This is a genomic window from Enterococcus wangshanyuanii (assembly GCF_002197645.1).
GTDB classification, from domain to species: domain Bacteria; phylum Bacillota; class Bacilli; order Lactobacillales; family Enterococcaceae; genus Enterococcus_L; species Enterococcus_L wangshanyuanii.
In genome coordinates this window covers 2,421,787-2,448,773 of record NZ_CP021874.1, presented here as the reverse complement: position 1 = coordinate 2,448,773, position 26,987 = coordinate 2,421,787, and the positions used below count along the sequence as shown (strand labels likewise).

General features: G+C 32.4%; 33 protein-coding genes. 30 read left to right on the top strand and 3 right to left on the bottom strand.

Going from position 1 to position 26,987, the window contains the following annotated elements; genetic code table 11:
• Window positions 1–335 precede the first annotated feature (335 nt).
• The 10 genes from CC204_RS12115 to CC204_RS12070 all read left to right on the top strand — a co-directional run bounded on the left by CC204_RS12115 (window position 336) and on the right by CC204_RS12070 (window position 7,389).
• Window positions 336–1,274, top strand: coding sequence for a DNA-methyltransferase (locus CC204_RS12115; protein WP_227011144.1), 939 nt, complete (start codon window positions 336–338; stop codon window positions 1,272–1,274).
• Window positions 1,264–1,941: a BglII/BstYI family type II restriction endonuclease gene (locus CC204_RS12110; RefSeq protein ID WP_088270399.1), complete on the top strand. Its 678-nt coding sequence runs from the start codon at window positions 1,264–1,266 to the stop codon at window positions 1,939–1,941. The genes CC204_RS12115 and CC204_RS12110 overlap by 11 nt, the downstream gene beginning before the upstream one ends.
• Window positions 1,942–2,167: 226 nt before the next feature.
• A complete protein-coding gene (locus tag CC204_RS12105; protein ID WP_227011143.1) occupies window positions 2,168–3,331 on the top strand; it encodes a recombinase family protein in 1,164 nt (387 codons plus the stop codon).
• Between the two features lies 1 nt (window position 3,332).
• Entirely contained in the window at window positions 3,333–3,758 is a 426-nt protein-coding gene (locus CC204_RS12100) for a hypothetical protein (protein ID WP_088270398.1), read from the top strand.
• A gap of 253 nt (window positions 3,759–4,011) precedes the next feature.
• Window positions 4,012–4,314: a WXG100 family type VII secretion target gene (locus CC204_RS12095; RefSeq protein ID WP_088270133.1), complete on the top strand. Its 303-nt coding sequence runs from the start codon at window positions 4,012–4,014 to the stop codon at window positions 4,312–4,314.
• 77 nt (window positions 4,315–4,391) lie between these two features.
• Complete coding sequence (locus CC204_RS12090; RefSeq protein ID WP_088270397.1) at window positions 4,392–4,676, top strand: TIGR04197 family type VII secretion effector; 285 nt, start codon at window positions 4,392–4,394, stop codon at window positions 4,674–4,676.
• A 9-nt stretch (window positions 4,677–4,685) separates the two neighbouring features.
• Window positions 4,686–5,030 carry a DUF3958 family protein gene (locus CC204_RS12085; RefSeq protein WP_088270396.1) on the top strand — a complete coding sequence of 115 codons (345 nt, stop codon included), beginning with the start codon at window positions 4,686–4,688 and terminating at the stop codon, window positions 5,028–5,030.
• A complete protein-coding gene (locus tag CC204_RS12080; RefSeq protein WP_088270395.1) occupies window positions 5,030–6,430 on the top strand; it encodes a T7SS effector LXG polymorphic toxin in 1,401 nt (466 codons plus the stop codon). Before CC204_RS12085 ends, CC204_RS12080 begins: the two co-directional genes overlap by 1 nt.
• Before the next feature lie 6 nt (window positions 6,431–6,436).
• A complete protein-coding gene (locus CC204_RS21815) occupies window positions 6,437–7,093 on the top strand; it encodes a DUF443 family protein (protein ID WP_157894276.1) in 657 nt (218 codons plus the stop codon).
• Window positions 7,093–7,389, top strand: a complete 297-nt coding sequence (locus CC204_RS12070) for a DUF4176 domain-containing protein (protein ID WP_154776777.1) — start codon at window positions 7,093–7,095, stop codon at window positions 7,387–7,389. Before CC204_RS21815 ends, CC204_RS12070 begins: the two co-directional genes overlap by 1 nt.
• 383 nt (window positions 7,390–7,772) lie before the next feature.
• Here the strand turns inward: CC204_RS12070 and CC204_RS12065 are convergent, their stop codons facing one another.
• The 3 genes from CC204_RS12065 to CC204_RS12055 form a co-directional block, all read right to left on the bottom strand.
• Window positions 7,773–9,422, bottom strand: coding sequence for a vWA domain-containing protein (locus tag CC204_RS12065; protein WP_088270392.1), 1,650 nt, complete (start codon window positions 9,420–9,422; stop codon window positions 7,773–7,775).
• 135 nt (window positions 9,423–9,557) lie between these two features.
• Window positions 9,558–10,208 (bottom strand): ImmA/IrrE family metallo-endopeptidase, encoded by a 651-nt coding sequence (locus CC204_RS12060; protein ID WP_088270391.1) that lies wholly within the window; start codon window positions 10,206–10,208, stop codon window positions 9,558–9,560.
• 12 nt (window positions 10,209–10,220) lie between these two features.
• Window positions 10,221–10,589 carry a helix-turn-helix domain-containing protein gene (locus CC204_RS12055; RefSeq protein ID WP_088270390.1) on the bottom strand — a complete coding sequence of 123 codons (369 nt, stop codon included), beginning with the start codon at window positions 10,587–10,589 and terminating at the stop codon, window positions 10,221–10,223.
• 1,321 nt (window positions 10,590–11,910) lie between these two features.
• On the opposite strand from CC204_RS12055, the gene CC204_RS21395 reads away from it, so the two are divergent.
• The 20 genes from CC204_RS21395 (at window position 11,911) to CC204_RS11950 (ending at window position 26,960) form a co-directional block, all read left to right on the top strand.
• Window positions 11,911–12,078 carry a DUF6906 family protein gene (locus tag CC204_RS21395; RefSeq protein WP_188634510.1) on the top strand — a complete coding sequence of 56 codons (168 nt, stop codon included), beginning with the start codon at window positions 11,911–11,913 and terminating at the stop codon, window positions 12,076–12,078.
• A 61-nt stretch (window positions 12,079–12,139) separates the two neighbouring features.
• Window positions 12,140–13,138, top strand: coding sequence for a hypothetical protein (locus CC204_RS12045; RefSeq protein WP_088270388.1), 999 nt, complete (start codon window positions 12,140–12,142; stop codon window positions 13,136–13,138).
• A 146-nt stretch (window positions 13,139–13,284) separates the two neighbouring features.
• A complete protein-coding gene (locus CC204_RS12040; RefSeq protein ID WP_088270387.1) occupies window positions 13,285–15,723 on the top strand; it encodes an MSCRAMM family protein in 2,439 nt (812 codons plus the stop codon).
• A 101-nt stretch (window positions 15,724–15,824) separates the two neighbouring features.
• Window positions 15,825–16,157: a hypothetical protein gene (locus tag CC204_RS12035; RefSeq protein WP_088270102.1), complete on the top strand. Its 333-nt coding sequence runs from the start codon at window positions 15,825–15,827 to the stop codon at window positions 16,155–16,157.
• A 6-nt stretch (window positions 16,158–16,163) separates the two neighbouring features.
• Window positions 16,164–16,598: a hypothetical protein gene (locus CC204_RS12030; protein WP_088270386.1), complete on the top strand. Its 435-nt coding sequence runs from the start codon at window positions 16,164–16,166 to the stop codon at window positions 16,596–16,598.
• A gap of 168 nt (window positions 16,599–16,766) precedes the next feature.
• A complete protein-coding gene (locus tag CC204_RS12025; RefSeq protein ID WP_088270385.1) occupies window positions 16,767–17,054 on the top strand; it encodes a hypothetical protein in 288 nt (95 codons plus the stop codon).
• On the top strand, window positions 17,055–17,363 hold the full coding sequence (locus tag CC204_RS12020) for a hypothetical protein (RefSeq protein ID WP_088270384.1): 309 nt from the start codon (window positions 17,055–17,057) through the stop codon (window positions 17,361–17,363).
• Between the two features lie 13 nt (window positions 17,364–17,376).
• Window positions 17,377–18,876: a cell division protein FtsK gene (locus tag CC204_RS12015; RefSeq protein ID WP_088270383.1), complete on the top strand. Its 1,500-nt coding sequence runs from the start codon at window positions 17,377–17,379 to the stop codon at window positions 18,874–18,876.
• 251 nt (window positions 18,877–19,127) lie between these two features.
• Window positions 19,128–19,757 carry a hypothetical protein gene (locus CC204_RS12010; protein ID WP_088270382.1) on the top strand — a complete coding sequence of 210 codons (630 nt, stop codon included), beginning with the start codon at window positions 19,128–19,130 and terminating at the stop codon, window positions 19,755–19,757.
• A gap of 3 nt (window positions 19,758–19,760) precedes the next feature.
• Window positions 19,761–20,051, top strand: coding sequence for a hypothetical protein (locus CC204_RS12005; protein WP_088270381.1), 291 nt, complete (start codon window positions 19,761–19,763; stop codon window positions 20,049–20,051).
• A gap of 15 nt (window positions 20,052–20,066) precedes the next feature.
• On the top strand, window positions 20,067–20,561 hold the full coding sequence (locus CC204_RS12000; RefSeq protein ID WP_088270380.1) for a hypothetical protein: 495 nt from the start codon (window positions 20,067–20,069) through the stop codon (window positions 20,559–20,561).
• A 397-nt stretch (window positions 20,562–20,958) separates the two neighbouring features.
• Window positions 20,959–21,390, top strand: a complete 432-nt coding sequence (locus CC204_RS11990) for a hypothetical protein (RefSeq protein ID WP_088270378.1) — start codon at window positions 20,959–20,961, stop codon at window positions 21,388–21,390.
• 298 nt (window positions 21,391–21,688) lie between these two features.
• Complete coding sequence (locus CC204_RS11985; RefSeq protein ID WP_088271713.1) at window positions 21,689–22,972, top strand: replication initiation factor domain-containing protein; 1,284 nt, start codon at window positions 21,689–21,691, stop codon at window positions 22,970–22,972.
• An 18-nt stretch (window positions 22,973–22,990) separates the two neighbouring features.
• Window positions 22,991–23,605, top strand: coding sequence for a Phi-29-like late activator (locus tag CC204_RS11980; protein WP_088270377.1), 615 nt, complete (start codon window positions 22,991–22,993; stop codon window positions 23,603–23,605).
• A gap of 67 nt (window positions 23,606–23,672) precedes the next feature.
• Window positions 23,673–24,239 (top strand): hypothetical protein, encoded by a 567-nt coding sequence (locus tag CC204_RS11975; protein ID WP_088270376.1) that lies wholly within the window; start codon window positions 23,673–23,675, stop codon window positions 24,237–24,239.
• Window positions 24,229–24,681 (top strand): hypothetical protein, encoded by a 453-nt coding sequence (locus CC204_RS11970; RefSeq protein WP_088270375.1) that lies wholly within the window; start codon window positions 24,229–24,231, stop codon window positions 24,679–24,681. The genes CC204_RS11975 and CC204_RS11970 overlap by 11 nt, the downstream gene beginning before the upstream one ends.
• Window positions 24,682–24,750: 69 nt before the next feature.
• Window positions 24,751–24,948 carry a hypothetical protein gene (locus CC204_RS11965; RefSeq protein ID WP_088270086.1) on the top strand — a complete coding sequence of 66 codons (198 nt, stop codon included), beginning with the start codon at window positions 24,751–24,753 and terminating at the stop codon, window positions 24,946–24,948.
• Window positions 24,945–25,952, top strand: a complete 1,008-nt coding sequence (locus CC204_RS11960) for a conjugal transfer protein (protein WP_088270085.1) — start codon at window positions 24,945–24,947, stop codon at window positions 25,950–25,952. Before CC204_RS11965 ends, CC204_RS11960 begins: the two co-directional genes overlap by 4 nt.
• The gene (locus CC204_RS11955; RefSeq protein WP_088270084.1) at window positions 25,945–26,286 is read left to right on the top strand and encodes a TcpD family membrane protein; all 342 of its coding nucleotides are present in this window, start codon (window positions 25,945–25,947) and stop codon (window positions 26,284–26,286) included. The genes CC204_RS11960 and CC204_RS11955 overlap by 8 nt, the downstream gene beginning before the upstream one ends.
• Window positions 26,287–26,363: 77 nt before the next feature.
• Window positions 26,364–26,960: a TcpE family conjugal transfer membrane protein gene (locus tag CC204_RS11950; protein WP_088270083.1), complete on the top strand. Its 597-nt coding sequence runs from the start codon at window positions 26,364–26,366 to the stop codon at window positions 26,958–26,960.
• Window positions 26,961–26,987 lie beyond the last annotated feature (27 nt).

The window sequence follows — 26,987 nt, the reverse complement described above, 5'->3', positions numbered from 1 at the left end:
ATTGTTAGCATAGGAAATCGTGTCTTTTTGACTATCAAGCGTTCAATATAGGAGGTATTTTAAGAACATGTATGATCTTGGGGATATTTTACTAAATGATTGTATATAGATTGATAGCGTGTCAAATCAGGATTTATAAGCGTATTTTATTACATAAATTAAGTAGAAAAAGCAATGATTGTTAGCTTTATTGTTAGCACTTATTGCTTTTTTTGTTTCTAAGTGAAAGATACTATGCGCACATTACTTGAAGAAATATTATTTATTTGCATGATAAAGCTATTTAAACTAATATCTGATATAATAGAAAAAAATAGTAGAGGAAGAATTATCAAATGGATTTGGAAACAGTTAACCTATATGCAAAAGCAAGTATAATAGTGAATGAAGAAAGTTTAGAATATTTGAAGTCTATGCCTGACGAATCTGTTGATTTAGTGGTATCATCACCACCATACAATGTAGGAAAGGAATATGAAGATAAAGCAACTATTGAAGAATATTTATCTTTCCAAAAACAGATTATTTTTGAAATTTATAGAATTTTAAAGCCTGCTGGTAATGTAGCTTGGGAGGTTGGAAACTATATAGATAAAAAAGAAGTATTTCCACTAGATATATTGTTCTATCCAATTTTCAAAGATATCGGGTTTAAGCTCAGAAATAGGATAATATGGAGATTTGGTCATGGATTACATGCCAAATTAAGATTCAGCGGACGTTATGAAACTATATTATGGTTTTCTAAGTCTGATGAGTATACTTTTAATTTAGATCCGGTGAGAATTCCTTCAAAATACCCAGGAAAACGCCACTATAAAGGAAATAAAAAGGGCGAACTGTCAGGTAATCCTAGCGGGAAAAACCCTGAAGATGTTTGGGATATCATATTAAAAGATTGGGAGGAAGAAGTTTGGAATATTGTGAATGTTAAATCCAATCATGTAGAAAAGACTGACCACCCAGCACAATTTCCTATAGAATTGGTAGACCGTTTGGTTATGGCTTTGAGCAATCCAGGTGATACAATACTTGATCCTTTCGGCGGAAGTGGTTCTACACTAATTAGCGCAGTAAAAAATGGTAGGAGAGGAATAAGTATTGACCTTTCTGAAAAATACACATTAATAGCGCAAGATAGATTGAGCCGTCTTTGTGAGGGTACTTTAGAAATGAGACCAATTACTAAACCAGTTTATAAACCGCGTAAGGATAGTGTTGCAAAAATTCCAGAAGAATGGAAAGGAAAAGGAGTTTATAGAAATGAAAATTAGATATCTATACTCTCATTTAAATGGTTTAGAATTTTTGCTAATCCATAAACCTGAGCTATGGAACGAAATAGTTGATGCTATTACAAGTATTGAAGCGGATAGGTTCAAGAAATTGTCAAAAGCAAAAGGGAGAACTGGAATAGAAATATATGATCAAAAACAGATTAATAAAGCTTTTCAAAATTTTTTAATTCCAAAAGGCTGGAAGGATCATAGACAGGATTATTTTTTTACCCCTGATGAAGAGTTGGCTCGAGAAACAATGACAATGACTATAGATGAACAAAAGAATATGATAGAAAAGAATGGTAGGAATGCATTTAAAGGATTTAACCAAACTGATTTTTTGAAAGATGGAGTTGCTATAGAGGTTCAATTTGGAAAATACGCATTTGTAGCTTATGATCTGTTTGTTAAACATATGGCTTTTTATATAGCAAATGATATCAATGTAGGTATAGAAATTTTACCTACAAAAGCGATGCAGCTTAAAATGGATTCTGGGGTTTCTGCTTATGAAAAAGAAGTTTACAATGTATATCGATCGGGTAGAAATACTCCAGCAGTACCATTAATTGTTGTTGGAGTAGAGCCAGATACAAAAGAATTTAATTATAAAAGTGAAGATGATAATAGTTTTTGGGAGAAGAATAATACCAATTTATAGTACGATACTCTATAATATTTATGAAAAATGAAGTAAGAATGTTCAGAATCAAGTAGTAGATAGATAAAGTAGACACTATATCAATTTTTATTAATCAATAAAATAGCAGAAGGGGACTTTTTGTGACTAATAGTCCTTTTTTTGTTGTGAAAAAATATTGTTGACGTTTAATTATTTTAATTAGATAATTAGTTTGAATTATATTTTTAAAGAAGGAGGTGTAAAGATGACAGAGCTTGAAAAAATGGAGAGTAAGGAGTGGTTAAAAAAGGAAAAGTTAAGTTTGATAAGAAATCGTGAAGTATCTCAGTTGATGTATGATGAGAAAAGGCAGGTAGAAATAGTACCATCGATTTATGAGAAAAAAAATAAAGAATTCTTGAAGAAAAGAGTTGCAGCCTATTGTAGAGTTAGTACGTATGAAGAGTCTCAGGAGGGGAGCTTAGAGCTACAAATAAAAGTTTATACAGACAAGATCATGAACAATCCTGATTGGGAATTTGCAGGAGTATACGCTGATCGAGGGGCTTCTGGAACTACAATGAAAAGTCGATATAATTTCCAAAGATTATTGGAAGAATGTAGGAATGGGAATATTGATTTGGTTTTAGTAAAAAGTATCAGTAGATTTACTCGTAACACCCTTCATTTTATTTCAATAAACAGAGAATTTAAAGCGCTTTCGAATCCGGTGGGTATCTATATTGAAGATATGGGGATTAATACACTAAGTGGTATGTCTGAATATATACTTAATATGATGAGCGTTATTGCACAAGGTGAAAGTGAGCAGAAAAGTAATGCGATTAAATGGGCATATAAAAAAAGATGGGAAATGGGTATACCCTTCATTCTAACTAATAATTTGTTAGGGTACACTAAGGATGATTTTGGGAAAGTGATTATTGATGAAGAGGAAGCTGAGGTTGTTAGATTTATATATAGGACATTTATAGATGGAGCCAGTTTTTCTTTGATTGCAAGATTATTAACACAATCAAAAGTTCCTACTCCGACAGGACGAAATATTTGGAGTCCAACAACGGTAGGGAATATTTTAAAGAACGAAAAGTATTGTGGTGATGTGATCATGCAAAAATCTTATACGATAGATTGTTTTTCTCATAGAAGGCGGAAAAATAATGGTGAAAAAAGGAAATATATTCTAAGGGATGCTATTCCGCCAATAGTATCAAAATTAGAATGGAATGAAGTTCAAAGAATTTTGAGTTCTCCATATAGAAATAGAGCGATGAAAAATACATTAAATGTAAGTGGTTGCCAGCAGATTGTTCAAAAGTGGAAAACGGGAGTTTTGAAAGGTTTTTTAGTATTTGATCCAAGTTGGAGTGAAAGCGATATTGAATATGTATTAGAAAGGAAAGAATGATATGTTGAATTTTGATGAATACAATTTTGAAGTTATTGATATTGGAAGTATTGGGAAACCAACATTAACCATAAATAATAAGTCTTTGAGTTTTTCAAATCAAGTAGCTGATTTGTTAAGTTTTCCTAGGTACGTGATTGTTTTATTTGATAAAGAGAAACGGGCTTTAGCAATAAAGAAAAGCACCTCGAATGCAAGTAAAGCAATTGAATTTTCTAAAAATAAAATTGAGAGAGACAAACCAATAGTGATTAAATCAAGTAAATTAGCTCAAACGATTAGAGAATTGATGAAGGAATTATGGGCTGAAAATTACAGATATGAAATAGATGGGGTATATACCGATGATGGAAAAGTAATGATTTTTGATCTTAAAGAATTTAGACAACATAAATTCGCTAGGATGAAGGCTCTTGAAAGTGAATAAATATTAAACTTTTAAATAGAAAGGGTGTACTCCATTTCTAGCTTTAATGTCATAATACATCACCTCTTAAATAGTTCTTGTAGGGAAATAAAATTCTTATTGAAAACTATTTTTAAATAAGGCTTTAAGGTGGTTCTGTTTTATAAATGATATCAAAAAAAGTGCTAATGGATAAAAATATTGATAAAAATGTCAACTGTTTTATGTTAGAATAACTTTGTAAGCAATTTAATTCATAAAGGAGAGAAAAGAGATGGCAGGAGATCGCATCAAATTATCACCACAGGAGTTACGTACTTCAGCAACAAAATACACAGACGGTTCCAATCAAGTGAACGACATTTTACAAAAATTGCAAACAGAGCAAGATACGATTCAAGGAAATTGGGAAGGTTCAGGGTTTGATAGCTTTAATGATCAATTTACTGCGCTAAAACCAAAAGTAAGTGAATTTGCTGAGTTATTGGAACAAATCAACAAACAATTGAATGAAGTTGCACAAATCATGGAAGAAACAGATCAAAATATTTCTTCTGCAATCGGTCGTGGACTTTAAAAATTAAAAAAATAGAGAAGGCTTATTGCTTTTTCTATTTTTGTACATATAATTTGATAGTTGAAGGAGTGAGAATTATGCCAGAAACAATTAGTAGCAATAGTGCTGTAGCACAGCAACTTGCTACAGGAATTAGTCAATCAATACAGCAAATAAACCAACATACAATAACGACTGCTAACCAAACGACAGTTCAAGGTAATAGTTTAGCTAAGTCTAGTGCAGAATCTGGAAATGAGTCGATAACTGCATTTAGAGATGCATTACTAAAGGATTTGGGGAATTTGAAAAGTGTTGCTTCTGAGTTTGAAGCGTTAAATCAGGAATTGTCAAATATAGTTTATCCCGAATTTAACAAATAGGAGCGAATTATGAGCGAGAAAATAGATCACGTTATAAGAGAAAGACAAAAAATTTCTGATCAATTGTTTGAAAGAGAAAATGATAGGCGAGAGTTAGAAAAATTTGACGAACGTATGAATATTCTTTATAGAAAAAACCAACAATTTTTTTTTGAAGTGGAAAGTATGTATTCTACTGGAGAACTTAACTATCTGAGCATGGATTTGACACAAGAATTGAATCGTAGTCGGCAACAAGTGTTTAGTGCAATTGAAGATCAAAAGGAACAAATTGATAAAGAAAGACGAAATTTGGAAGACAAAGAATCTGACCTTTATTATAAACAACTTAAACTAAGTGAGGAGGAAATGTGATGGGTGTTGACTTTTTTGTTCCAGAAGTACAAAGCCAAACAACAAGTGTTGCAAGCATGTGCACGGATTATATTAGCAATATGGAGTCAATAAAGGCTGCATTAGGAACTTTTGTTTCTGACACAGAGCTAAAAGGCGCTGCGTATTCTTCTGCTAAAAATTATTTTTCGCAAGTATACACACCGTTAGCAAATGGTATCATTTTAGTTTGTGAATCAATTAAATCGGCACATGAAAAATTTATTAATCAGTATTTATCTGACGTTGATGGAAACAGCTTACAATCTGAGATATTAGAGCAACAAATTAGAACAGCGCAGTCAACGATTGATACTATGACAACTGAGCTTTTAAATATCTCAAAAAATCCAGAAAGTTATCGACCAGGATTGTCTCATAGTATAGATATAAATCAAAGGATGCAGAAGTCTTTACAAGAAAAATTAAATAAATTGCTTGCGTTTGATGGTAGTTCTACGACTATTTTTTCTGAGGTTAATAGTGCGTTATCTAATGTTCAACAAGGCTTAGCGCAAGCTAGTAGTGGAAATGGTTGGGATGCTACAACTGGAACTTTTACAACAGCAAAATTGAATATGGATTGGGCAAACTCTATAACAATTGCCTATGCTGATAGAGTTGAAAGGCAATTAACAGAATTACTTGCTGATTATCCGAATTTATCTCAAGATGCAATTGAAAAAATTATGCAAATAATGAATCAAAATCAAGGAATGAATGTGCCAGAATCAGTTTCAGACAAAATAGTATCGTTTTTCTCAAATATTGGAGACGGTATCGGTCAAGCATATACGTATATCACTAAAGAGATCAAGTTTTCTGATATTTTGTTATCTGCTGCTGAAAGCTTTGGTGGTGCTGTATTTAATTATTATTTAGGGCAAGGTATTGCTGGTCCAGCGGGAGCAAATAGTTTTATAATGTTATCTGAGGCAGCCGCTAACGGAAGTAGATGGGGCGCTAATTTTGCTAAAAATGCAAGCAGAGCGAGTTTGGTTCTTGCTGGATTAGCGACTGTATATGGCATTTATGATGATGTGAAAAATAATGGTAAGACCGTAGGGCAAGGTATTAGTCATAATGTAACGGGTACAGTCTTGACTGTAGGCGGATCAATGCTTGTTGGTGCATTAGTTAGCTCAAATCCAATTGGTTGGGGATTCGCTGCTGGTGTTGCTATCGGAGCTGGCTTCAATTGGGCATATGATAACAATTTCTTAGGACTACAGGATGGACTTGATTGGGTTGGAAATAAGATCGATGCTGGTTTAAACTGGGCAGGAGATAAGATTAGTGATGGCTTAGATTGGGCAGGAGATAAGTTAAATGATTTTGGTGATAGTGTTTCTGGAGCATTAGATTGGATAAATCCATTTTAGATAGAGGTGGTAGTCATTAACAAAGTTGATACAAAATACTTACGCTATAAATTGATTGAAAGGAATAATAGATGGTATGTAGTGGACGTGTTCAGTAATTTTCTAATATATGTTTTGCCAGCCTTTCGTTGGGTGATTCCTTTTAAAGCATATAGGATAAACCTTGAACAATTGAGTATGATGAAAAGTAGTTCAAAAAAGAAAGTTACCAATTTTTGGTTAGTACCAATGTTCGCTACAACTATCATTGTATCAAGAGTATTGAGTAATTTGATGCAGGATTTTGTTATTAATAGCATTTCTAAGTTAGAGTCAATACTATTTTTAGTTATTATCACATTTGGGATAATAATGTTTAAATTGTTTAAAGGTAGTAAAGAAAAGAATGAACTCAATTCAATTTTCAAGAGTGAGAAGCAATCAATAGAAGTTTTTGAGTTTAAAGTCAGATTTAATACTGTTAAAAAATCATACTTGATACTAATGATTTCAGTTCAATTAATATTCTACATGTTGATGTTATTGTTTGGCTATATTTCACTAACATATCCGAGCGTTTTTTCTTATGGATTGTATGCTCTTAGTTTAATTTTAGATTTATTTATTTCAACAAACACCAAATTACCAAACACAATTAGTTATGATTTAAAGGAGGTCAAATAATGTTACCAATAGGATCAATTGTTTATTTAAAAGAGGGTAGAGTAAAAATTATGATAGAAAATAGATATCCTCTAGTAAACATCAAAGACGAGCAAGTATACTTTGACTACACAGGCTCTAAATACCCAGAGGGTCTAGACCCTAAGCAAGTGGTATATTTCAATAGAGAGAACATAGATACGGTAGTATTTGAAGGATATCGTGATGAAGATGATGCAAGGTATCTATCAGTTGTTGAACAAAAAGTAAGTGAAGGAAGCTTTAAAAAGGCAGAAGTAACTAGCCCAGCGAGTTAAATGACAACTTTGTTGAAAACATGAATTTCATATGAGTTCATAATTAGTAATAGTTAAAGCAAAAACACTGTAATATAAGTGTTTCTATCAATCTTGTTTTGTACAAATGAATTAAAAAAAGACTTACTGTTCTCACGAATGTTCCCAGTAGGTCTTTTTTTAGTTCGTTTAAATAATTTAAAATCTATTAATTATTAGCCATCCTCACTCAATAATTGAAAAGAAAGTTTGAGTTGTTTATATTGGTGTAATAAGGTTTATATCTGTTTACGTTCAGATATAATGATTAGGTTTGATTTAAACTGTGATAAAATTGTGATAATTTAATTTATTGAAATCATTTTAAGAAAAGGAGTAATCGCTAAGAAAAATTCTTAACTTATTTAGTTTTTTTCGCTAACAAAATTTATTGTATCCGTTATTAATTCAGAGATCGTTAACGCTTGTTTTTCATATTCAGTAAGACTGTTAGATACAATTTTTTCGTTGTTATAGAAATAGTTACATTTTCCAATATACTCTAATATGTGAATGGGTATGTTTATTGCTTTGTCAGGCTTATCCCGATAAAAAAGATGCATATTACTTAAATGTTGAGTTACTTTTTTTGCCAATTTATTTATATCTGTACTATTATCTTTTTTTCGTTGCAATGTCAATATTTTCCATTTGTCTTGGCTCAATTTTTTTGGAGCGAAGGTTTGCATTAGTTTTTTTTGCTCGTTATAGTACAGTCTCTCTGAACTAATTTTTAATATTTCAGATGCGGTACGCCGAATTACAAGGTGTTCATCATTTGCAAAAAGATATCCTTCATTGACGAGTTTAGAAACTGTGTGTTTAATATTTTTTTCTGATAATTTAAACTCTAATTTTTTATGTTCAGCGATAATTGGGAGTATCTCTTTTTGTTTAGGTTGATACTTAATGTAATTAAACTGTTTTTTGAGAATATTTTCTGCAATACGAAGGAGCATCAGCATTGTGTTCTCGTTGTATGGCGAGATCATTTTTGTGTTCTTTGTGAAGAACATATTAAAATCAACAGAAGAATTTTTAGAATAAACAATATCTGAAATACAAATACTGGATTCTATTGAAAATTCAGCTTTATTATTATTTTTCTGAACTGAAAAAATAAATTTTCCTGTTTCAGTAGCAATAGCTTTGATATCGAAAGGTAATTTTTCATTAATAGCTTCTATAAATTGCTCTAAGAAAATTTTATTTTGAATTTCCGATGCAATCCGTTTTGAAACTATTCCGTTATTTTTTTCTATAGCCGATATTAATTCTTTACCATTACTTTGATTATTTTCTATCATGACAGCAGTATCTCTAAGTAGATAGATATTATTAGAATGAGTGTTATTTCCAAAGTTTATTAATTTAGATTTTTGTCTAAAAAATAGAGAAAGTAACTTTTGTAAAGAAATGCCCTTAAGGGATTTCCTAGCTTCTTTTTTTCCTTTTTTTACAGCTTTTTTGATATATAGTTTTAGTCGACGTTCGGTATCTTTGTATCCATCTTGTAGGGAAGAAGGAGTAATATATTTAGTGTGATTAATGAATTCGCCTTCATAATATATTTCCTTCAATTCGGGAACCCTTTCGAGAAGCCTAGTATATCTTTCAAGTTCCATTTTGTTGTTGACAAGTCCTTTAGCTTTTTTCAAATTACTGAACTTGTTGATGCAACTACCACCTATAGTAATTATTTGTCCAGTAAATTTATTTTTGATATCAAACAATTCTACTAAATCGGGTCGCCCACATAGATCACAATTTACATTTTTTGCTCCAAACCGTGGAGCTAAGTTAACAGGTTCCCATTCGTTTGTACACACTTTTAATAATTGATCTTTTTGGCTCGTTAATAAATTTATCTGAGACAATGTTAGTTTTTTTTCGTTAGGCATGATTCTTTTTTGAGCTTTTAGAAATGGGAGTAGGAAATTAAAATCATTATTATCTTTAACGGAAATACTATAGTTTATTAATCTGCATTCTGATTGCTTTAAAACTGCTTGCATTTATTTCCTCCTTGTAATATAAAATGTTATTACATAAAAGATTACTTTGCGTACTATATTTAAAGTGATATCTATTTTGATTATATTCAATAGTTTGTATCTATTATAAAACTAGTTATTAATTTAAGTGTGCAGTTAACTTTGATAATTTACTTGTGAATATACTATGCTAAAAAGTTCTTTACCATTTCCAATACGGTAATTATAGACTAAGTGAAAGGCATATTTAGGTGTACAATTACAAACAAATACTAGATGTTCTTTTAGTCTGTTCTGAAGTGCTGACATACTCATGAAAAAGAAGTCTGCAACTTGCTGAAAGGTGTTGAATTGCTTCAAAGCAAATAATAAAGCGCGATCATTTGCTAGAAGGATGCTTGCACCTACATTAGCTCGATATTCTCTAGGTATATCTTCTGGAAAATAACCATTTTTAATTATCATGTCAGAAAATGTGTGTGATTCACTAACATAAGGTATATCTCTGTAGAAATGAACTATTTCGTGCATTTTCGTGAAATTTTTTCTTTCAATCATTAAATTCTTATTAGTTGTAATAATGATTTCTCCATAAACTTTAGAAGTGGAGCCTAGCATTTTATTTTTTAATTGTTTTTGAAAAGGGTAATCAATAAATTCAACGTCTTCTAGTTCTTTTACATACTTTTCAATGTCAAAACATTTTACTTCTTCAATCTTTTTTGAACAATAATAAGCGACTTCTTTTGTTAATTCGTTGGCAAGATTGAAGGCTTCAAAATATAGTTCCTCGTTAATGAAATCCAACAATGCGACCGCCTAACTATTATTTTCTCTTTTTGCTTTCTTTTCTTTTGCTTTCTTTATTAAAAATTCCATGTAATCAGTTAATTCTTCTTCGAGTTCCTCGATATCATCAATATCCATGTTTGCAGTGTTTAATCTAAAGTGAGAAGTAATACTATCTCCTATTTTACTATCGGTAATTGGGGAGGTTCTTCCAAGAAGAAAATCAGTTGTCACATTGAAAAAATCAGCAATGTTAGATAATTCAGTTTCTCTTATAGGACGAGAGCCGAGTTCAATCTTTTTGTAAACACTCAAATTGAGTTTAAGAGCATTAGCAACTTCTTGTTGGGTTAACTCTTTTTCTTCTCTTAACTGCCTGATTAATTTGTATGTTTCCATTTTAGAACCTCACTTATCCCTTGTATTAAAGCAATTTTACCATAAAAAAGCAGTTGAAATAAAAAAAGTTCTATTTTGGTATTGACGAAAAAGAACTGCCATGATATATTTATACCAGAAGTTCTGAAACGGAACTTTAAAATAAGAAAACTTAATAAACAAAAAAGCATTCACGAGAAGAAAATGAATTTCTATTTCGCAAACGCTCTTACATAAAGCTTAGACACTTTTATTGTAAGGGATGTTACGAAATAATGCAAGAGTGACATTTTCCTTTAAGGTTATAAGTCTTTTTGAGGTGTTGCAGTAAAGCCTATGAATTTGCTGTAAAGTGACAATAGTATGCATAAATGCAGCCGAGTATTTTATTGATTTTTTGAGATCAAAATTTCTTGTCTATCCCTAAGGGCTAGGTTTCCCGTTTTGACTGCTAATAAAGAGTAGGGCATTGGAAATAGTGAATAAGATTCGCTTAGGGTGGAACGGTGTTTGATTGAACAAAATCACTTTGGATCAATAGCCATGTCGTGATGATATTGCTGATTGCAAAGGTAGTTGTGCTTCTATAAAAGAAGTGTTTCTGCGTAAAGTCAGAGGAGGAGAGTTGTACACTGTAGTGGTAGGTCTATCTAATGTGCCGTGATCTGTGGTTGGGCTTCTAAATCGTTCTGCAACAAATTCCCAATCGGTAACAGTAGCCGTTGAAAATGATTCTTGAAACGAATATAAAATATCCTAGCCGATTTCTTTTTAAGTTTTAAATAAGGGTATTTGAAAGGGTAAGGCTTTAATAAACACCTAAAAATTGGCTGAAAACTGCTTGACCTATATTCAACTGCCACGAAAAAAAAGAATCTTAAATTAGTTAAAACAAAATCATTAGTCAAAAAAGGAAGAAAAATTATTTTTTCAAAAAACTAAAAGATTTTGATATATGAGCATATTTTAAAGGACATTCTTTTAAGGGTGTCCTTTTTTATGTTCAAAGAAGATAAACAAAGAGAGGAGACAAAAAAGCACCTAACGACTAGGTGCTTTAATCAAAAACGTTCAATCTTAATATTGAAAATTTTCTCAACCAGTTTGTTGATCGCGACTAGGGAAAGTACACAACCAGCAAACATTAAGAAAAGAACATTAATAGTTGATCCATAAATGATGTTCACTAAGATTACAAATAATGTAATAAAGAAAATCTCATTTATGTATTTAAATTGTCTCATGTTATCGTCTCCTCTCTTTGTTTGTCTTCTTATTTTAACATAAAGACAATGCTAAGTAGATAGATAAATAAAAAAATCACAATGGAAGGATGTTTTTAATGAAACAGGGAAAAAGACCAACAAGAAAGCAAAAAGAGCTGATTGGGAAAGAAAAAATTGGAAATCAATTTCTCAACCCAAATAAATGGCTGGTTAGACAATTCTCTGCAAGTAAGATGTTGCTTATTCACAAAGAAACGGGAAAAACTAGAGACTTAGTGCTGTGATTGTAGCTAATTTTTAAAGAAGTATGATATTATTAACTTATTATTAATGGGGGAAGATAAAATGAAATTGAATGAACAGTTGAAAAAAATGTCAAAGAAACAAAAAATGGGTGTATTGACTATCGGAATAGCAGTTTTGTTAGTAGGTTCTTTTGGGTATAAAACGTATGCTGATAAGCAAAAGGCATTAGAGCAAGAACGAATTGCAAAGATTGAAAAAGAACAACAAGCAGAAGAAAGACAGTTGAAAATTGATACGGAAACAGCAGTAAATGATTTATTTGAAAAAGCAATTATTGATAATAAAGATGCTGAAAAAATTGCAATCAAAAATGATTTAAAGAGTGATACTGTTAAGAAAGTTAAGGAACAGTATTTTGTTGAAAAAACAGATGATGCATGGCAAAAGATTATTAATGAATCCATTGTTAATGCTGAAAACCAATTAAAACAAATTGATACAGCAAAAAAAGCAGTAGAAAAAGTATTCAAAGATAATAAAGTAGTGAATACAGATCAAAAAAACGTTGATTCTGCAAAAAAAGAAGTCGACAAAATCAAAAATGCCAAAGCTAAAAAAGAGCTATCAGATAAATTAGCAAAAGTAAAATCTGAACTGGAAAAGAAAAATAAAGAGAAGGACGATAAGAAAAAAGAAGCTGAAAAAGATTCGCAACAATCACCAGAAGCTAAAACGACTACAAATGATGTAGCTCAAACAACAAATGGTGCAGAACAACAGGTAGCTAATGTAACAGGGCAACAAACACATCAAGCGCAACAGCAAACGCCACAAGCAGGCGCTGGGCAAGAAACAGGGTACTATGAACCTCAAGCTCCAGCAACTAATAACGATGCTGGATCAAATCAAAATGTAGCACCAACAACACCTACGCCTCCAGCACCAGAGCCAACACCAGAACCAACACAACCAGCAGGGCCACCAGCAGGTTGGATCACACCGCCTTTTCCTATTGGAAGTGCAGAATTAGGTGGGTGGATTTTTGATAATGGCTATAGTGGATATGATAGTTCGGATGGATATATTCGTCCTTATTAATAAATAGATATGAAAGGCAACTTCTTAACTAGAGGTTGCTTTTTTTGTGCCTAAAAATAATAGAAAGAGGTGAGCTTTATAAGTATTCGGAGTAGAGAACCGCCAATAAACATGAACTATTTCAAACAAAAAAATAGGAGGACATTATGAAGAAAATTAATTTTAAGAAAAAAGCAAAATATTTATTTGCTAGTTTAGTTGTTTTAGGACAAGTGGTCTCATCATCTATTTTACCAGTGGTCGCAAATGCAGGAGTTATTTTTCCAAAAGAAGTAACTGTGGAATATGACAATAACCGAATGTATGTAGCGAAAGGGACAAATTCGGATGGTAGTGCATTTGATGAACGTATTCCGCCGTTATATGCAGTATATGAAGGGAAACGACAACCGATTTTCTGTATTGAACCAGCAGTGCCAATTGTTAATTCAGTAACTCCCGGCTATACGTCAAATCCGTTACCTGCATTTGCGAATGACCAACGATCAAAATTTTTAACAGTTTTGTGGAAGTATGCAGGAAATGATGAAGATACTCAACAAGTAGCACAAATTATGTTATGGGAACATCAACAAGGCAAAACAATTGATTATTTGCGCCGACCAGATGGAAGTTTAATTGATGTGGATTCTGTAAAAGCAAAAATTAATCAAATCATTACTGATTATGAGAAAAAACCGAGTTTTGATGGTCAAAAAGTGACTGTTACGGTTGGTGAATCAATTACTTTAACTGATACAGACAATGTTGGCTTGGAAAGATTTGACACATTAATGAAGAATAGTAATCCAGCTAATGTTGATTGGTCTATTAAGGGAAATAAATTGACTATTACGCCAAACAAAAATTCTAATGAAAATGGAACTTTAGTAATTGGAAAATCTCTTGATGTAGGAACTCCAGTAGCTTATTCATTAGTTGGATCGCAACAAGTGATGGCTGGAGCTATTGACGATCCTAACGTTTTTTCAGTTAATTTGCAAGTAATCAAAACAGGAGATATCAAAGTAACAAAGCTTGACGAGGGAACAGGAGAACCAGTACCGAATACTGAATTTGACTTGAAAAATCTTTCAGACGGTAAAACGCAAAAAGTGAAAACAGATGCTAAAGGAGAAGGACTTTTAAAAGATGTTTATGATGGAACAGAAGTTGAAATCACTGAAACCTTTGTGCCTGCTCCATATGTAAAAGCGAAAAACAACACTAAGAAAGTAACGGTTAAAGCTGGTCAAGTAACACCAGTTGAGTTTAGAAATGAACGTGCAACAGGCAAATCAACACTAACAAAAGTTGATAAAACGACTGAAACTGATAAACCGTTAAATCCTAATTATCCTATGACTGGCGCAAAATACGGCTGGTTTAAAGAAGATGGTACGTTGATTAAAGAATTTGCTTTAGACAAAAACCAAACTGCAACAGTCGAAGGTCAACCGCTAGCAACTTATTATTGGCAGGAAACCGTAGCTCCAGTCGGCTATGCTCTTGATCCAGAAAAACACGTTGTAGAATTGACGTATAAAGACCAAGACACACCAGTTGTTGTCAAGGACAGTAAAAGTAATGACGATGTGATTCGTATGAACTTAGACGGTCAAAAACTGATTCAAAATGACACCAATGAAATGTTCAAAAATGATGTTGAGTTTACGCTAACAAACAAGCGTACAGGAGAAACTCACGTTGTTAAAACGGCTACTGTAGACGGTAAAAAAGGATACTTTAGGTTTGCTGACATTGCACTTGATGATTATATCTTGACGGAAACAAAAGGCGTTGAAGGCTATAAAAATGTTGATCCTATTGAGATTACACATTCTTATGACAAGGAAACGAAATCATTTACCTTCGTTATCAAAGACCAAAAGAGCGGTAATGTGTTAAATGAAGAAACGTTTACTCAACTAGAATTATCTAAAGGTGAAAATGTAGATTTAGGCACATATACACTGAAAGATAAGGCAGAAGTTGTTGAAAAACCAGAAGTGGGTATCTCAACGCAAGCACATACTGGAGACGGTAAAACCCAAACGTTTGAATGGGGCGAAGATGTGAAGTTTTATGATGATGTAACGATTAAAATTAAAAATATCCCTTTAGGAACAGTCCTTGTTTATGAAACAATTCAAGTTGCTGTTTACCCTGATGGAACAGTAAAAGATGTTTGGTCTTCTGGGAAAGTCGATTTGAAAATGACTGATGAGAAAATGACTGAACGTGTGTTGTCAGAATATGACTATAAAAAAGACCCGAAAGGCACACGTTATTACTTCAAGGAATTAGTTCATAAACCAGTTGAAGAAAAACATAACTTTGACGGTAAAGAAAAAACACAAGATATTACACCAGTTGTCAAAGAAACACCTAAAACGCCTGATACACCGAAAGAAACGCCAAAAGGATCATTACCATATACAGGTGAAGAAATGATGCGTGGGGCTACTGTAGTAGGCTTACTACTATTATTAGGTGTTGCTGGTGGAATGTACTTGAAACGTAAAAAAGAATCAGAAAGTTTAGATCATGCTGACTATGGTACAGAAGATTTCAACGGAAACAAAGAATCAGCTAAGAAGAAGTGATAAAAAGCTTCTTCTATTTTTATGAAAAATGAATTGAGTATTTCTAACTTATATTAACAACAAAAAAATAAATTTGAAAATAAATGAAAAGAGGAAAAGAAATGGCAGATAAACAAAATAGATGTTTTATTGATCCAGATATTATTTTAGGGAAAGAAATTGAGGTTGCACCAAAATTTGTTGATAGACCAGTTACGGTTGATGGAGTAAGATATCCAGCTCGTAGATTTTCAGCAAGTAGTGAGCTACAAGCAGATTTTGAAATTGTAGTGTTGAATCCGTCTAAAAATTCGGATGTTATTACTGAATTATCAGAAGTTGTACTAAAAGGCGTAGAAATCGTTAATACATTCAAAAGTTCAGTATTTGGCGATAAACAGGAACGCAGACAAGCATTTGAAGTGTACGCAAAAGAATTAAGAGTGAAGGGGTAGAAAAATATGTCAGTAAAATTTGAAAATAGAACAATTCCAAAGATTGATGAAGTCGCAACATTTGGAGAATTAACATTCCGATCGTTTACACTAGGTTATGAAAATGGTATGAATAATGAGGTTGGAACAGATGTAAAATCCGTGAAGGTCTTATTCTATTCAACTGCGAAAAAGGATTTCGTGGAAATTGATTTTCCTAGCGAATTGCAAGAAAAAATTGAGGGATTGAAACGTAAACAAGTTGTTGTACTAAAAGGGGACGTTAGCGCATTAGGGTGGTACGCTTCTTTAGAACAACAAAACGGCTTTGTTAGTGCCGAAAGTGGTTTGAAGTTTATGGCGACTGATTTTACAATTGGTTCAAGCGCCAAAGCTTCTAATTCGGCTAGTCAGCCAACAAATCAAGCAACACAAGGAAAAGAAGACAAAAAAAATAATTGATCGATTTAGTAGTGAAAGAGACATTCATTGAGTGTCTCTTTTTTTATATAGATTAATCTGTAGCTATGAAAATCATAGCTAGATATTAGTTTATATAAAAAAAAGAGGTGGTATGCATATAGAAAAGTATCAAAATGTGTTTGAAAAATTAGCGGAAAGGAGAATAATTTGAATACATTGGAGAAGCAACCGTACGAAACTGTTTATATGCATTTTAAGAAACAGTTACAACAAGTTTTTGATACAAAATTTGAATCAGATCGGAAAAGACAATATTTTGATGCTTTTTTCAATCTCTCAAATGCTTGTCAGGAATTTAGGAAGGAATTATTTTTACTGGATGATCCAATCCCGCAAGATCAAGTGGAACAGTTGATATCTAGTAAATTTGATACGGCAAAACATGAAATTTGGAAACAAGCAACACAATTTTTTAAAGAGAAAGGGGTTCAGTAAATGAGTGCAATTACAAAAGCTTTTGATTTAGAGATGATTTGGCTACCACTAGAGAGAGATTATTTTGATATTCTTGATTTAAATTTAAAACAGTCAGGAATTGATTTGACAGTGAATGAGGCAAAGATTCAAACTTTAAAACAACAGCATAAAAAGGCAATGTTTCAAACATTAGATGGATTATACGATCAATTGAAAACAGGAGAATTGACGTTCGACCGAGTTAGAAGAAAATTTGATATTTTGCAGTTTGATTTAAAGGATGAAGTTGTTACTTTTATTAATGAGATAAAGAAGGTCAATTCCTGATAAGGAGGAATAAATGTTAAAAAAAATATTTAAATATCGTGGGACACGTATTCGTTATTCCAGTAGAAAGTTATTTTTGTATTATCAACTTGCGTTATTCACTCCTATATTAGCATTATTAGGGTATTTTATTGGCTATAAACAAATTTATCCTTTAGTTGATGCTGGAACGAAAGAGTGGCAAGTTTATGTACTGCCAGTTGCAATCATTTTTATTGTAACGGTTGTATCAAATATTCTCATTTTGTTAGTAAAACGAATTTCAATTGTTCGTGATGGCTATTTTGCAAGAGTAGAACAACGTCAAATCTTAGCCAAAATGGTGATTGATAACACGTATTACAACAAAGTACAGAAAAAAACGAGTGAGGGAAAAACGAAAGAAAAAATTATTTTTCCGAAAATCTATTACCGAAAACGTAAAGAAACATTTGAAGTTGCGTTTGAAACAAAAGGCAATAAATTTCAAGACAAATTTTTAACGATTGGAGGATTTTTGGAAACGGCGTTGACAGCCGATATGATAAAAAAAGTCGATGAAAAGGGATTTATTGTCTATGAATTAAGAGCGAATGTGTATAATAAACGAATTTCCATTCGGGAAATGGTTGCTGACAAAGGAAAAGTTCAGTTGATGAAGGGGCTATATTGGTATTTTGATAAAGACCCACATTTATTATTAGGTGGTGGTACTGGTGGAGGAAAGACGTTCACGTTGCTATCGCTTATTTATGCATTAGTTCGAGTGGCAGATATTGAGATTTGTGATCCAAAACGTTCTGACTTAATGGCGTTAGGGAAATTACCTTTGTTTGAAGGGAAAGTGCATAGTGGCAAAGACATGGTTACTTGTTTAAAAAATGCTGTTTCAGAAATGAATGAACGTTTTGAAGAAATGAATACCTCATCTAAGTACAAAATGGGCAAAAATTATGCTTACTATGGATTGAAGCCTAAATTTATAGTCATTGATGAGTTCGCCGCTTGGATGGCTGAACTTTCCAATGATTTTAAAACAGCAGGAGAAGTAGAAGAATACTTGACGCAAATTGTTTTGAAGGCTCGTCAATGTGGTATTTTCCTTATTGTTGCAATGCAACGTCCAGATGGTGAATTTATCAAAACAGCGTTACGAGATAACTTTATGTTCCGTATGTCTGTAGGACGTTTAAGTGAAACTGGGAACTGGATGATTTTTGGTGATGAAAACAAAAACAAGAATTTCAAATTTGTTGAAAAAGTTGACGGCGAGGTTGTTTATGGTCGTGGTTATGTTGCCAAAGGTGGAGATGTAGCTAGTGAACTTTATAGTCCATTTGTACCTGATGATTTTGATTTTGTCGAAGAATTTTTGAAAATTAGTGATGAACTAGGGTATGAACGAATGGCAGAAGCAGAAGTTCAAAAACTGTCTGAAACAATTGAAAAAACCTTTGATCGGGAAGCTTTATCTGTAGAATCTAATGGAAGCGAGGAAAAAGCTTTTCTGGATGAATTAAGTCAAAAATATTAATGAGAGATTTTAGGAGGGCAATGTGCAACAAAAATCTATAGAACTAAGTAAGTTTTTAGAATTATGTAAAGAGGTTAAGCAAGAATTAGCAAGTCTTGAACCTGATAAACAATATCATAATAATAGGACTTCTGATGAACTATATTATAAATTTAGAATAACATGTATGTTCTATTTTTAAGTGGAATGTAAAAAAAATGTGTAATGGCTGTTGTTTTTACATGAAATATAAAAGAATGGAGGATTAAATGATGATGCAAAAAGTTCGATCAAAAATGAAAATAGTTGTAGAAAACTATTCTTATGAGGAATACGAACGCAATATGGGCATTTATTCAATTTACCTATATTTTAGTAGTGTGTTTATTGCGCTCTTTGTCGTGTGCTTTATTTTGCTAAGTTTGTTATTCCATGAGTTTCAGTTTATCTATTTAATTTATTCACTGATTGTTCTTGGCGTAATAGCGGGTGTTTTGGATGAACGAAAAAGACTTGAAATTGAGTATTTGAGGTATGCCAAAAAAGAATGGCGTGAAATTGGAAGAACTGAACTGTATCCACGTGAAATGTATCTGTTAGAAGATTCAAATTTTAGAAGTCTACTCTCGTATGCACGGTCAGTTCGTGTACGTTCTGATGTTGTTATTAAAAATGATACTGTAGAATATTATGTTCCGACTAAAGAATACAAAGCGAAAAGGAAAACAGTACCACTACATTCAGTGATTTGTAAAACGGCTATGAATGATCGTTCTTTTCTAATCGTAGAAACTCGTTGTTTTGAAGATGAACGATTCGAATTTTTAGCGCAACAAGTAGGCGTTCCTTTCAAGCGTTTACGAATGATTATTGAATCAGATTACATTGAATGGAAAGGGTAGTGTATGAAAAATAAACTAGAATCACTAATAAACAGAATAAACCGTTTTTCTGAACGACATAAAAAAGCAATTAAGGGCGTAAAAATCTTTTTGCTTCTTTTTTTTATTGTCGTTATGGGTTATGTCGTTTACCTTAGTCATGGGCTTTTAGCAGTGATGGCAATTTATAATGGCATAGCGGATAAAGAATCACTGGTAAGTTTAGTAAGGCTTATTACTTTCTGGTCATTTATGTTGGTTGGTGTTATGTGGTGTTTGATTTTTAAATTGTATTTTTTATTGGTAAAAAAATAGTATTGGAGGTCAATGATGTATAGTCAAAATGAATTATTAAAAAAATTGAAGCAAGATAGTTTTAAAATTGTTCAAGAAAAATACACTGCGAAAGATGTAAATGAAAGATTTGGTTCTCTGTATTGTCAAACAAGTGCTTTTTCAAATTTGATGGCAAGAGTGAAAATAGACGGATTGACAGATTATCATTTTGAAGATTATTCAGAATATGAGGATATTTTTGTTGAACAGATCGCAAATGAGGTACTTGATCTATTGAAAAAAATTCCGTCAAAAACAGTTGAAGAATACCTTGCAGAAGTTAAGAAAGAAGTATTTAAAGGTGTACGTGGAAAAACAGATATTGAAGATTCTGATTTTGACAATTGGTATTATGGTTGTGAAAATTACAAATTGATGGAAAAGTCAGTAAAACAAAGAGCGGATGTAGAAGGTATTATCCGTAGTGATGATTTTGAAATTGTACTTACTGTAGATGTTACAGCTTTGATTGATGAGCTATGTTCATGAGTGAATCAGCAACATTTGAGTATCTAATTAACCTTAGAGGATCGTTAGAAGCTTGGGTTTGTAGAGGGTGCCGAAAAAAGTTAAGTGACCAAAAACAAATGGTTATGGAGTGCGTGTTATATAATCGACAGTTTCCAGTAATTGTTCAATTAATGAACGAATCTCTTTCTCCAGCCTTTCTTTGTAAGGATTGTTGGTCACATGCTGGCTATGAAGTACGCGATTTTTCAAATTGTATGAGTAAGAATCTAAAAAGGAAGATGGCAATTGAAAAGAAAAGTTGAGGTTGATTTTGAAAAAAGTCTATTTTTCCCTCATTTTGGACAAGTTCGAATAAAAAATTTATCAAAAGATATTAGATAGAACAAATTGAAATAGAAAGAAAAGGTTAGGAAAGATGTATTCATTTGATGAAGTGATTCAAGAGCTTAATGGTGCTATCAGTTTAAAAACATTAAAAAATTGGGCAAATAAAATTGAAAAAGTAACAGATATTCGTTTTGTAAGGAAATATGCGAAAAATACGACTGGTCGTTCCTATGGGTACAAAGTATTTAGTTTCGATCAAATTGAACAATTTAAAAAAGTAGTTTCCATGAGAGAACAAAATATTCCGCTAGATAAAGCAATTCTAAACGCTTTTCTTTCTGACGAAGAAAAAGAACAAATGGAAACAATCGAAGTGAGAAAGAAAGAGTACGAGGAGTTCAGAAATGATACAAAGCAACTGATTAAGCTGGCAAAAAAGGTACTAGAAGAAAATGAACAGCTTAAAAGTAAGATTTTATCGATAGAAGAAATGGGGGAAAATAAGGAAGTTGCCACCTAGTATTCGCTAGGGATTGGTACGTACTTCATAAGTAATAGAGAGGGCGGTGCCGTTAGGCACATGCCCTCTCTATTACTTTGAATGTAAGTCGTACCGTATATCCCAAGTAAGACTAGGTGCAGGTGGGCTTTGCCCACCTTTTGATTTCTACCCCCGTTTTATAACATGGGGGTAGAAATTAAACTATCGCATTAAAATAACGCTGTAACTTCTTGTGTGGCAAGGGATTGAGCGATTTAAATTTTGTCATATTTTTTAGAGTAATTTGTCATATTTTGTAAGAGAGGGTTTGGAACAAGTGAGAGGTGTTGATTTAAAGCGTTTCAGGAAAGAACTTGGATTAAAACAAGCTGAATTAGCCGAAAGGCTAGAAATAGATCAAGGTTTAATTTCAAAATTAGAACGTGGAAAACGTTCAATAACAATGGAAATGGAAAAAAAGATTATTAGTGTTTTGCATATAGAAGTTGCAAAAGCAAAAGTTGAAGCAAAGATCGATTTTTTGCGTGTCCGTTTTAAAACGTTGGATGTTCAAACAGTCATTGAAAAAATTCTTCACATGGATATGAATTGGTTTACTCATGAAAATAGAGGGTTTTATCATTATACCGAAACCTTTTATTATGGATCGATTCGGATATTTAGAAATCCAGAAGATAGCAACATGGGTATCATGTTAGATTTGTCAGGCGAAGGTTGCCGACAATTGGAACAAATTTTTGAAGAAGATAATGACCGATCATGGACAGAATTTTTTTGGTCGTTGTATGAAGATGATTTGTTCGGTCAAGGAATTGTTGTGGATACTAAAATAACACGAGTTGATATTGCCTTAGACGAATTGATCGTAGAAGGTGAAGAAAACTTTGATTTATACAGCCTTAAAGAAAAAATGGAACAAGGGCTAGTTGATACAACGTTTAAAAACTTTGATTTTAACGGTGGTTGTTCGTATGAAGGTGGAAAAATGGTGAATAAAGGCTTGTCTCTTTATTTCGGTAGTCGACAATCACCATTGTATTTTAACTTTTATCAAAAAGACTATGAACTAGCTCGAAAAGAAAAAATGTCAGTTGAAGATGCTCGATTAAAACATGAAATTAAAAATCGGTATGAAATTCGATTAGCGGATGAAAAAGCGTTTCTATTTGTTGAATATTTTTTATCAAGTGGTGAAAGTTTAGACTGGCTAGTGAAGGAAATTATCAATGCCTCACTAAATGTTTATGAAATTGAAAATGACATGAAAGTTTTCTGTCAGTCGTGGTATAACGTCATTGATAAATTGGAAGGGTTAAAACTTTCTGTAAAAGGTGAAAAGCCGAGTATTGAAAAAACACTTCGTTGGTTAACCAATTATCTAGCACCTTCCCTAAAAATGATAAAACTGATTGATAATTATATGGGAACAAACGAATTGATGGAACGCATTGATTTGGCAGAACTAAAAGAAAAACATGAAGAAATGATTGAAATGGTCTGCGTGGATGCAAAAGATTTACTTTTAGGTAATGGAAATAATAGTGATTTAAGAGAGTACATGAGCCAAGAGTTCGATTTAGAAGAAGAATATGCTTTTTAAATGATAGGAGGTAAGATTTTGAGCAAGGAATCGGCTTTAAGATTTACTAAAGAGGTTCGTAAGAGTACGGAAATACTGAGAGAATCTACTGATTTGTTGGTGAAAACAACTGAGGAAATTAAGCGTTTAGATGAAAATGATACATTAACAATTCCTATGCTGAAAAAATACTTCAAGGAGTGTTTTACGAATATAGAACAGCGGGATAAAGAGAGAAGAAATTTTAATGTTTTATTTTCTGTTTATGAAAAATTTATTCAACAAAAAGATAAAGGTATTTGGGAAGAATATTTTACCAATGAAATCATATTTTCAAAAAGGGTTTCTGATTTTCATAGTTTATTTGAAGAGTATAAATATTATTCACCTAAAAATAAAAAAGAACTGGAAGCAAAAGCAAGAAAATTATTATTAGCAAAAGATTTTGTACCTGATAGTTATTTTGAAGGTGATTATGCAACGTGGATTGGCGTATACGCTCGTCCAAAGGATAAGCCAACTTATTTAGATGCCAATGACCATGAAGAATATTTACTACAAGAAAAATATAGCCAAAATGGATTTAAACAAGATTTTTCTGAATGGTTTGAATGGGAAATTGTCAATAATGAATTGGTTGAAACAAAAGATTAAAAAATACAGAAGGAAGTGGTCATGATCGAATGGCTGCTTTTTTCTTTTAGAAAGAGAGGTTATTTTGATGGTTCGTTTTTTAACAGAAGAATTAGACAGAGATTATTTTGTGAAACAATACATCCAATCGTTTAAGCGAATTTTATTAGTAGGTGATGCCAATAAGCTATCTGCTCGTGAAGAATCGTTGTTGGAACTAGAAAAGAAATCTAGTGAGTTATTCTTTGACACCTTTGTAAAACAACATGGGCGTGCGCCAGATGAAGATAGTTTGTTGGAACAAGTAAAAGTAAACTTTTTGAAACGATCACATTTATTCAAACGTTCGGCGCAAGTCATTGATGAGGAACATTTTATTCTGTCTCATGTGGATCAAGTAAAAAGAATGAAAGAAATGAAACGGGAAGTTTTTGTAGAAGGCGGTTATACCTATATTTTAGATCGAGAAAAAAAGCTTGCTAGAGATTATTTCAGGAAACATGATGATTACCCAGAAGGCTATGAAGAACTAATCATTAGTCGATCCATAACAGCGGTCAATCGAGGATTGGAGAAATTAGCAACTGATTTTATGGACAGCTTCTCTTATTACTATAAAGACTATGTGAAAGGGAAAAATAAGTATGAACGGTAACAGAATAATGCCAATTCTAAAGCCAAAAAGTGAATTTTATAAAAAATATCATCATAAACCTGTCGTTGAAATGTTAGAAGATTATCGTTTTACAGTCATTGAAACACCGATTGATGATGAAGATATTGTTCATTTTGAAGAACATAAGAAGTTCATTTTGGAAAACGTTGGACTAAGTGATATTCCTTTCAATGTGAAAAAAGAATTTAGTGCGGAATACGCATTATCTGCAATAACGAGTGTGTTCGTGGAAGGACGATATACACGAACACCAACAGGCGAAAAGATGTATAGTAGCTATTTCTATTATTTTTACAAAGAAGGTTTTTCACCATCAGGTTATAAAGTGAATAGACGGACATACGCTGACAGAGTAACGAAGTTAACTTTTTTGAAAACTTTTGAGAAACAATCAATTATGTTCAAAAAAGAAGTTGAGTAGAAAGAAGGTGATGAATCATGAAAGTAATGAAATAAATCCATGTCAACATTGAAAAAAGGAGGTTTTTATATGACAAAGTTATTCCGTAAAATCGTTGTGATTGCGACAAGCTTATTTATTGTATTGTTCGTTGTTTCGTTTAAGTATTCAGCCGTGTTGTTATTGCTGGGTTCTTTTTTTTATGGGGTGTACCGAGTGTATTTGTTTAGTTATCAGAAATTGTGTCAATTATTGTCGGTAGAAACAGGAAAGGGAGTGACTAAGTGACATTTTTTAAGCGAATAAAATTAGAAAAACATAAACCAATGCAAACAAAAAAAGAAATGAAACCTCGCACTGCACGAGTGTTGGTATGGTCAGTATTATTCTTTTTAGTGTTATTAGTACCATTTAGCTATCTAAAGTCGCAACAAGCTCTTAATAAAGCAAAGGTAATCAGAAAAGAGACGGTTGCTATGATTGATAAAGCAAAAGGACAACTAGAAGGGCAGAGCGTGTCTGGTTCTCCGTTATATCAGCGTTGGCTTGATCCTTTTGTTAATGAGTATTTAACAGTACCAAAAGAAGAAAAAGCCTTTAAGGAACGACAAAAAACATTATCAAGCATGATGTCAGTTGATTTGAGCGATACGGTACGAACCAATACTACGCAAAAGCTAGTGAAAAAAGAATTGTATGATTTGAAAAAAGAACAAGATTTCTTAGTAGCGGTCTATCGTACAACCGTTGAAGTGACGAATCCAGTTGAAAAAGAGCGTGAAGTTACTAAAGACAAAAAGAAAGTGAAAGAAAAATATTTAGAAAATGTGACCACTGAAAAATCAATGTTGGTGAATATTCCATTTAAAGAATATGAGGGGCGATTTAAAGTAGTTGGTTTCCCTTACTATACGGATGAAATCGAACTAACAAAGGGTAAAGTTGATCCATTGGAACAAGAAAAAAATCTTGATACCGTAAAATTAGCTGATAGTGAAAAAGTAGAAAAATTTGTTGGTGAATTTTTAGATAAGTATTGTGAAGGCAACATAAAAGATATGAGATATCTTATGGCAAAGCCAGAAGCATTGAAAGGATATGAAGTATCAGACTTTAAAACGGATGTTAAAGCGAAAGATAAAAATTATGTTGTGTATGTGACCGTTTATTTAAGAGATCAAGAATCAAAAGAAGTACACAAAGAACAAATGAGCTTATTAATCAGTAAAAAAGAAAAGACATTTTTTGTTGAGAAAATGACACATTATATTGGAGGGATTGTGAATGACTGATTTATCAGTAAAGAAACAGATGAAAAAAAGAGTATGGCAACAACGAATTATTGTAGGATCATATGTGATGTTGTTATTTTTATTTAGCTATAATCCTGTATTTGCAGAGGGAGCGATTAATCTATCTTCATTTACAAATCAGGTGCTAAGTTGGGTAGGTAGTATTATTGGTGTATTGGCAGTTGTTCAAGCGGTTAAAGAATGGCAACAAGGATCACCAGCAAAAATGGTGATTACAGTTGTGGTTGCAATGTTCCTATTTTGGTTTGCTAGTTCTCCAGAAACTGTATTGAACAAAGGGAATGACCTGTTTAGTTCTATTTTTGGTGGGTAGCATGAATACGTCTGGAGAGATACGGAAATATATATCGGTCGCTCCAGCGTACGCAATCATTTGTAAAGGAGAATAGGATGAAAGGAAAACAAGAGAAATATATATTTGATTATCGTGAACCTTTTAATGCACCAACGATGGTACGAGAATTAACAAAAAAGTTTAAATTAAGTCGTGCGTATGCTTCACAAGATATTGTCGTTGTGATCGCTTCTTGTGCAGTATTGGGGTTGTTTTTTTGGAAAGTAGCGTTTGGATTGAACCGTTTTACGATTCTTTTTACAGGTGTTTGTAGTTATGGGCTAATGACGATTCTTAATCGATATGAACCAGAAGGAAAGACACCGTTTAAATTTGTTTATGATTATGCGGTGTATTTGTGGGAATGGCAGTTGCCGAAGTGGTCATTCTATCAGGATGAAAAAGTAAAAATCAATCATGAAAAATGTGTGTACGAACAAGAAAAAGTGAGTGATTTTATGATTGAAGAAGAATTGCCACCTATGCAGTATTTTCCAATGATTCGTATTCATGATGAATTACAAAAAGTAGATCGTTTTAGAAAAGTAGCTGATAAATTAGATTTTACTGATCGTTATTATCAGCGAATAAAAGAAACGCAAAGTGAATCGAGTGTTTGGATCAATTTAACACGAATGAATCAGAAAAAGTAACTCAAGTAATTATTGAGCTACTTTTTT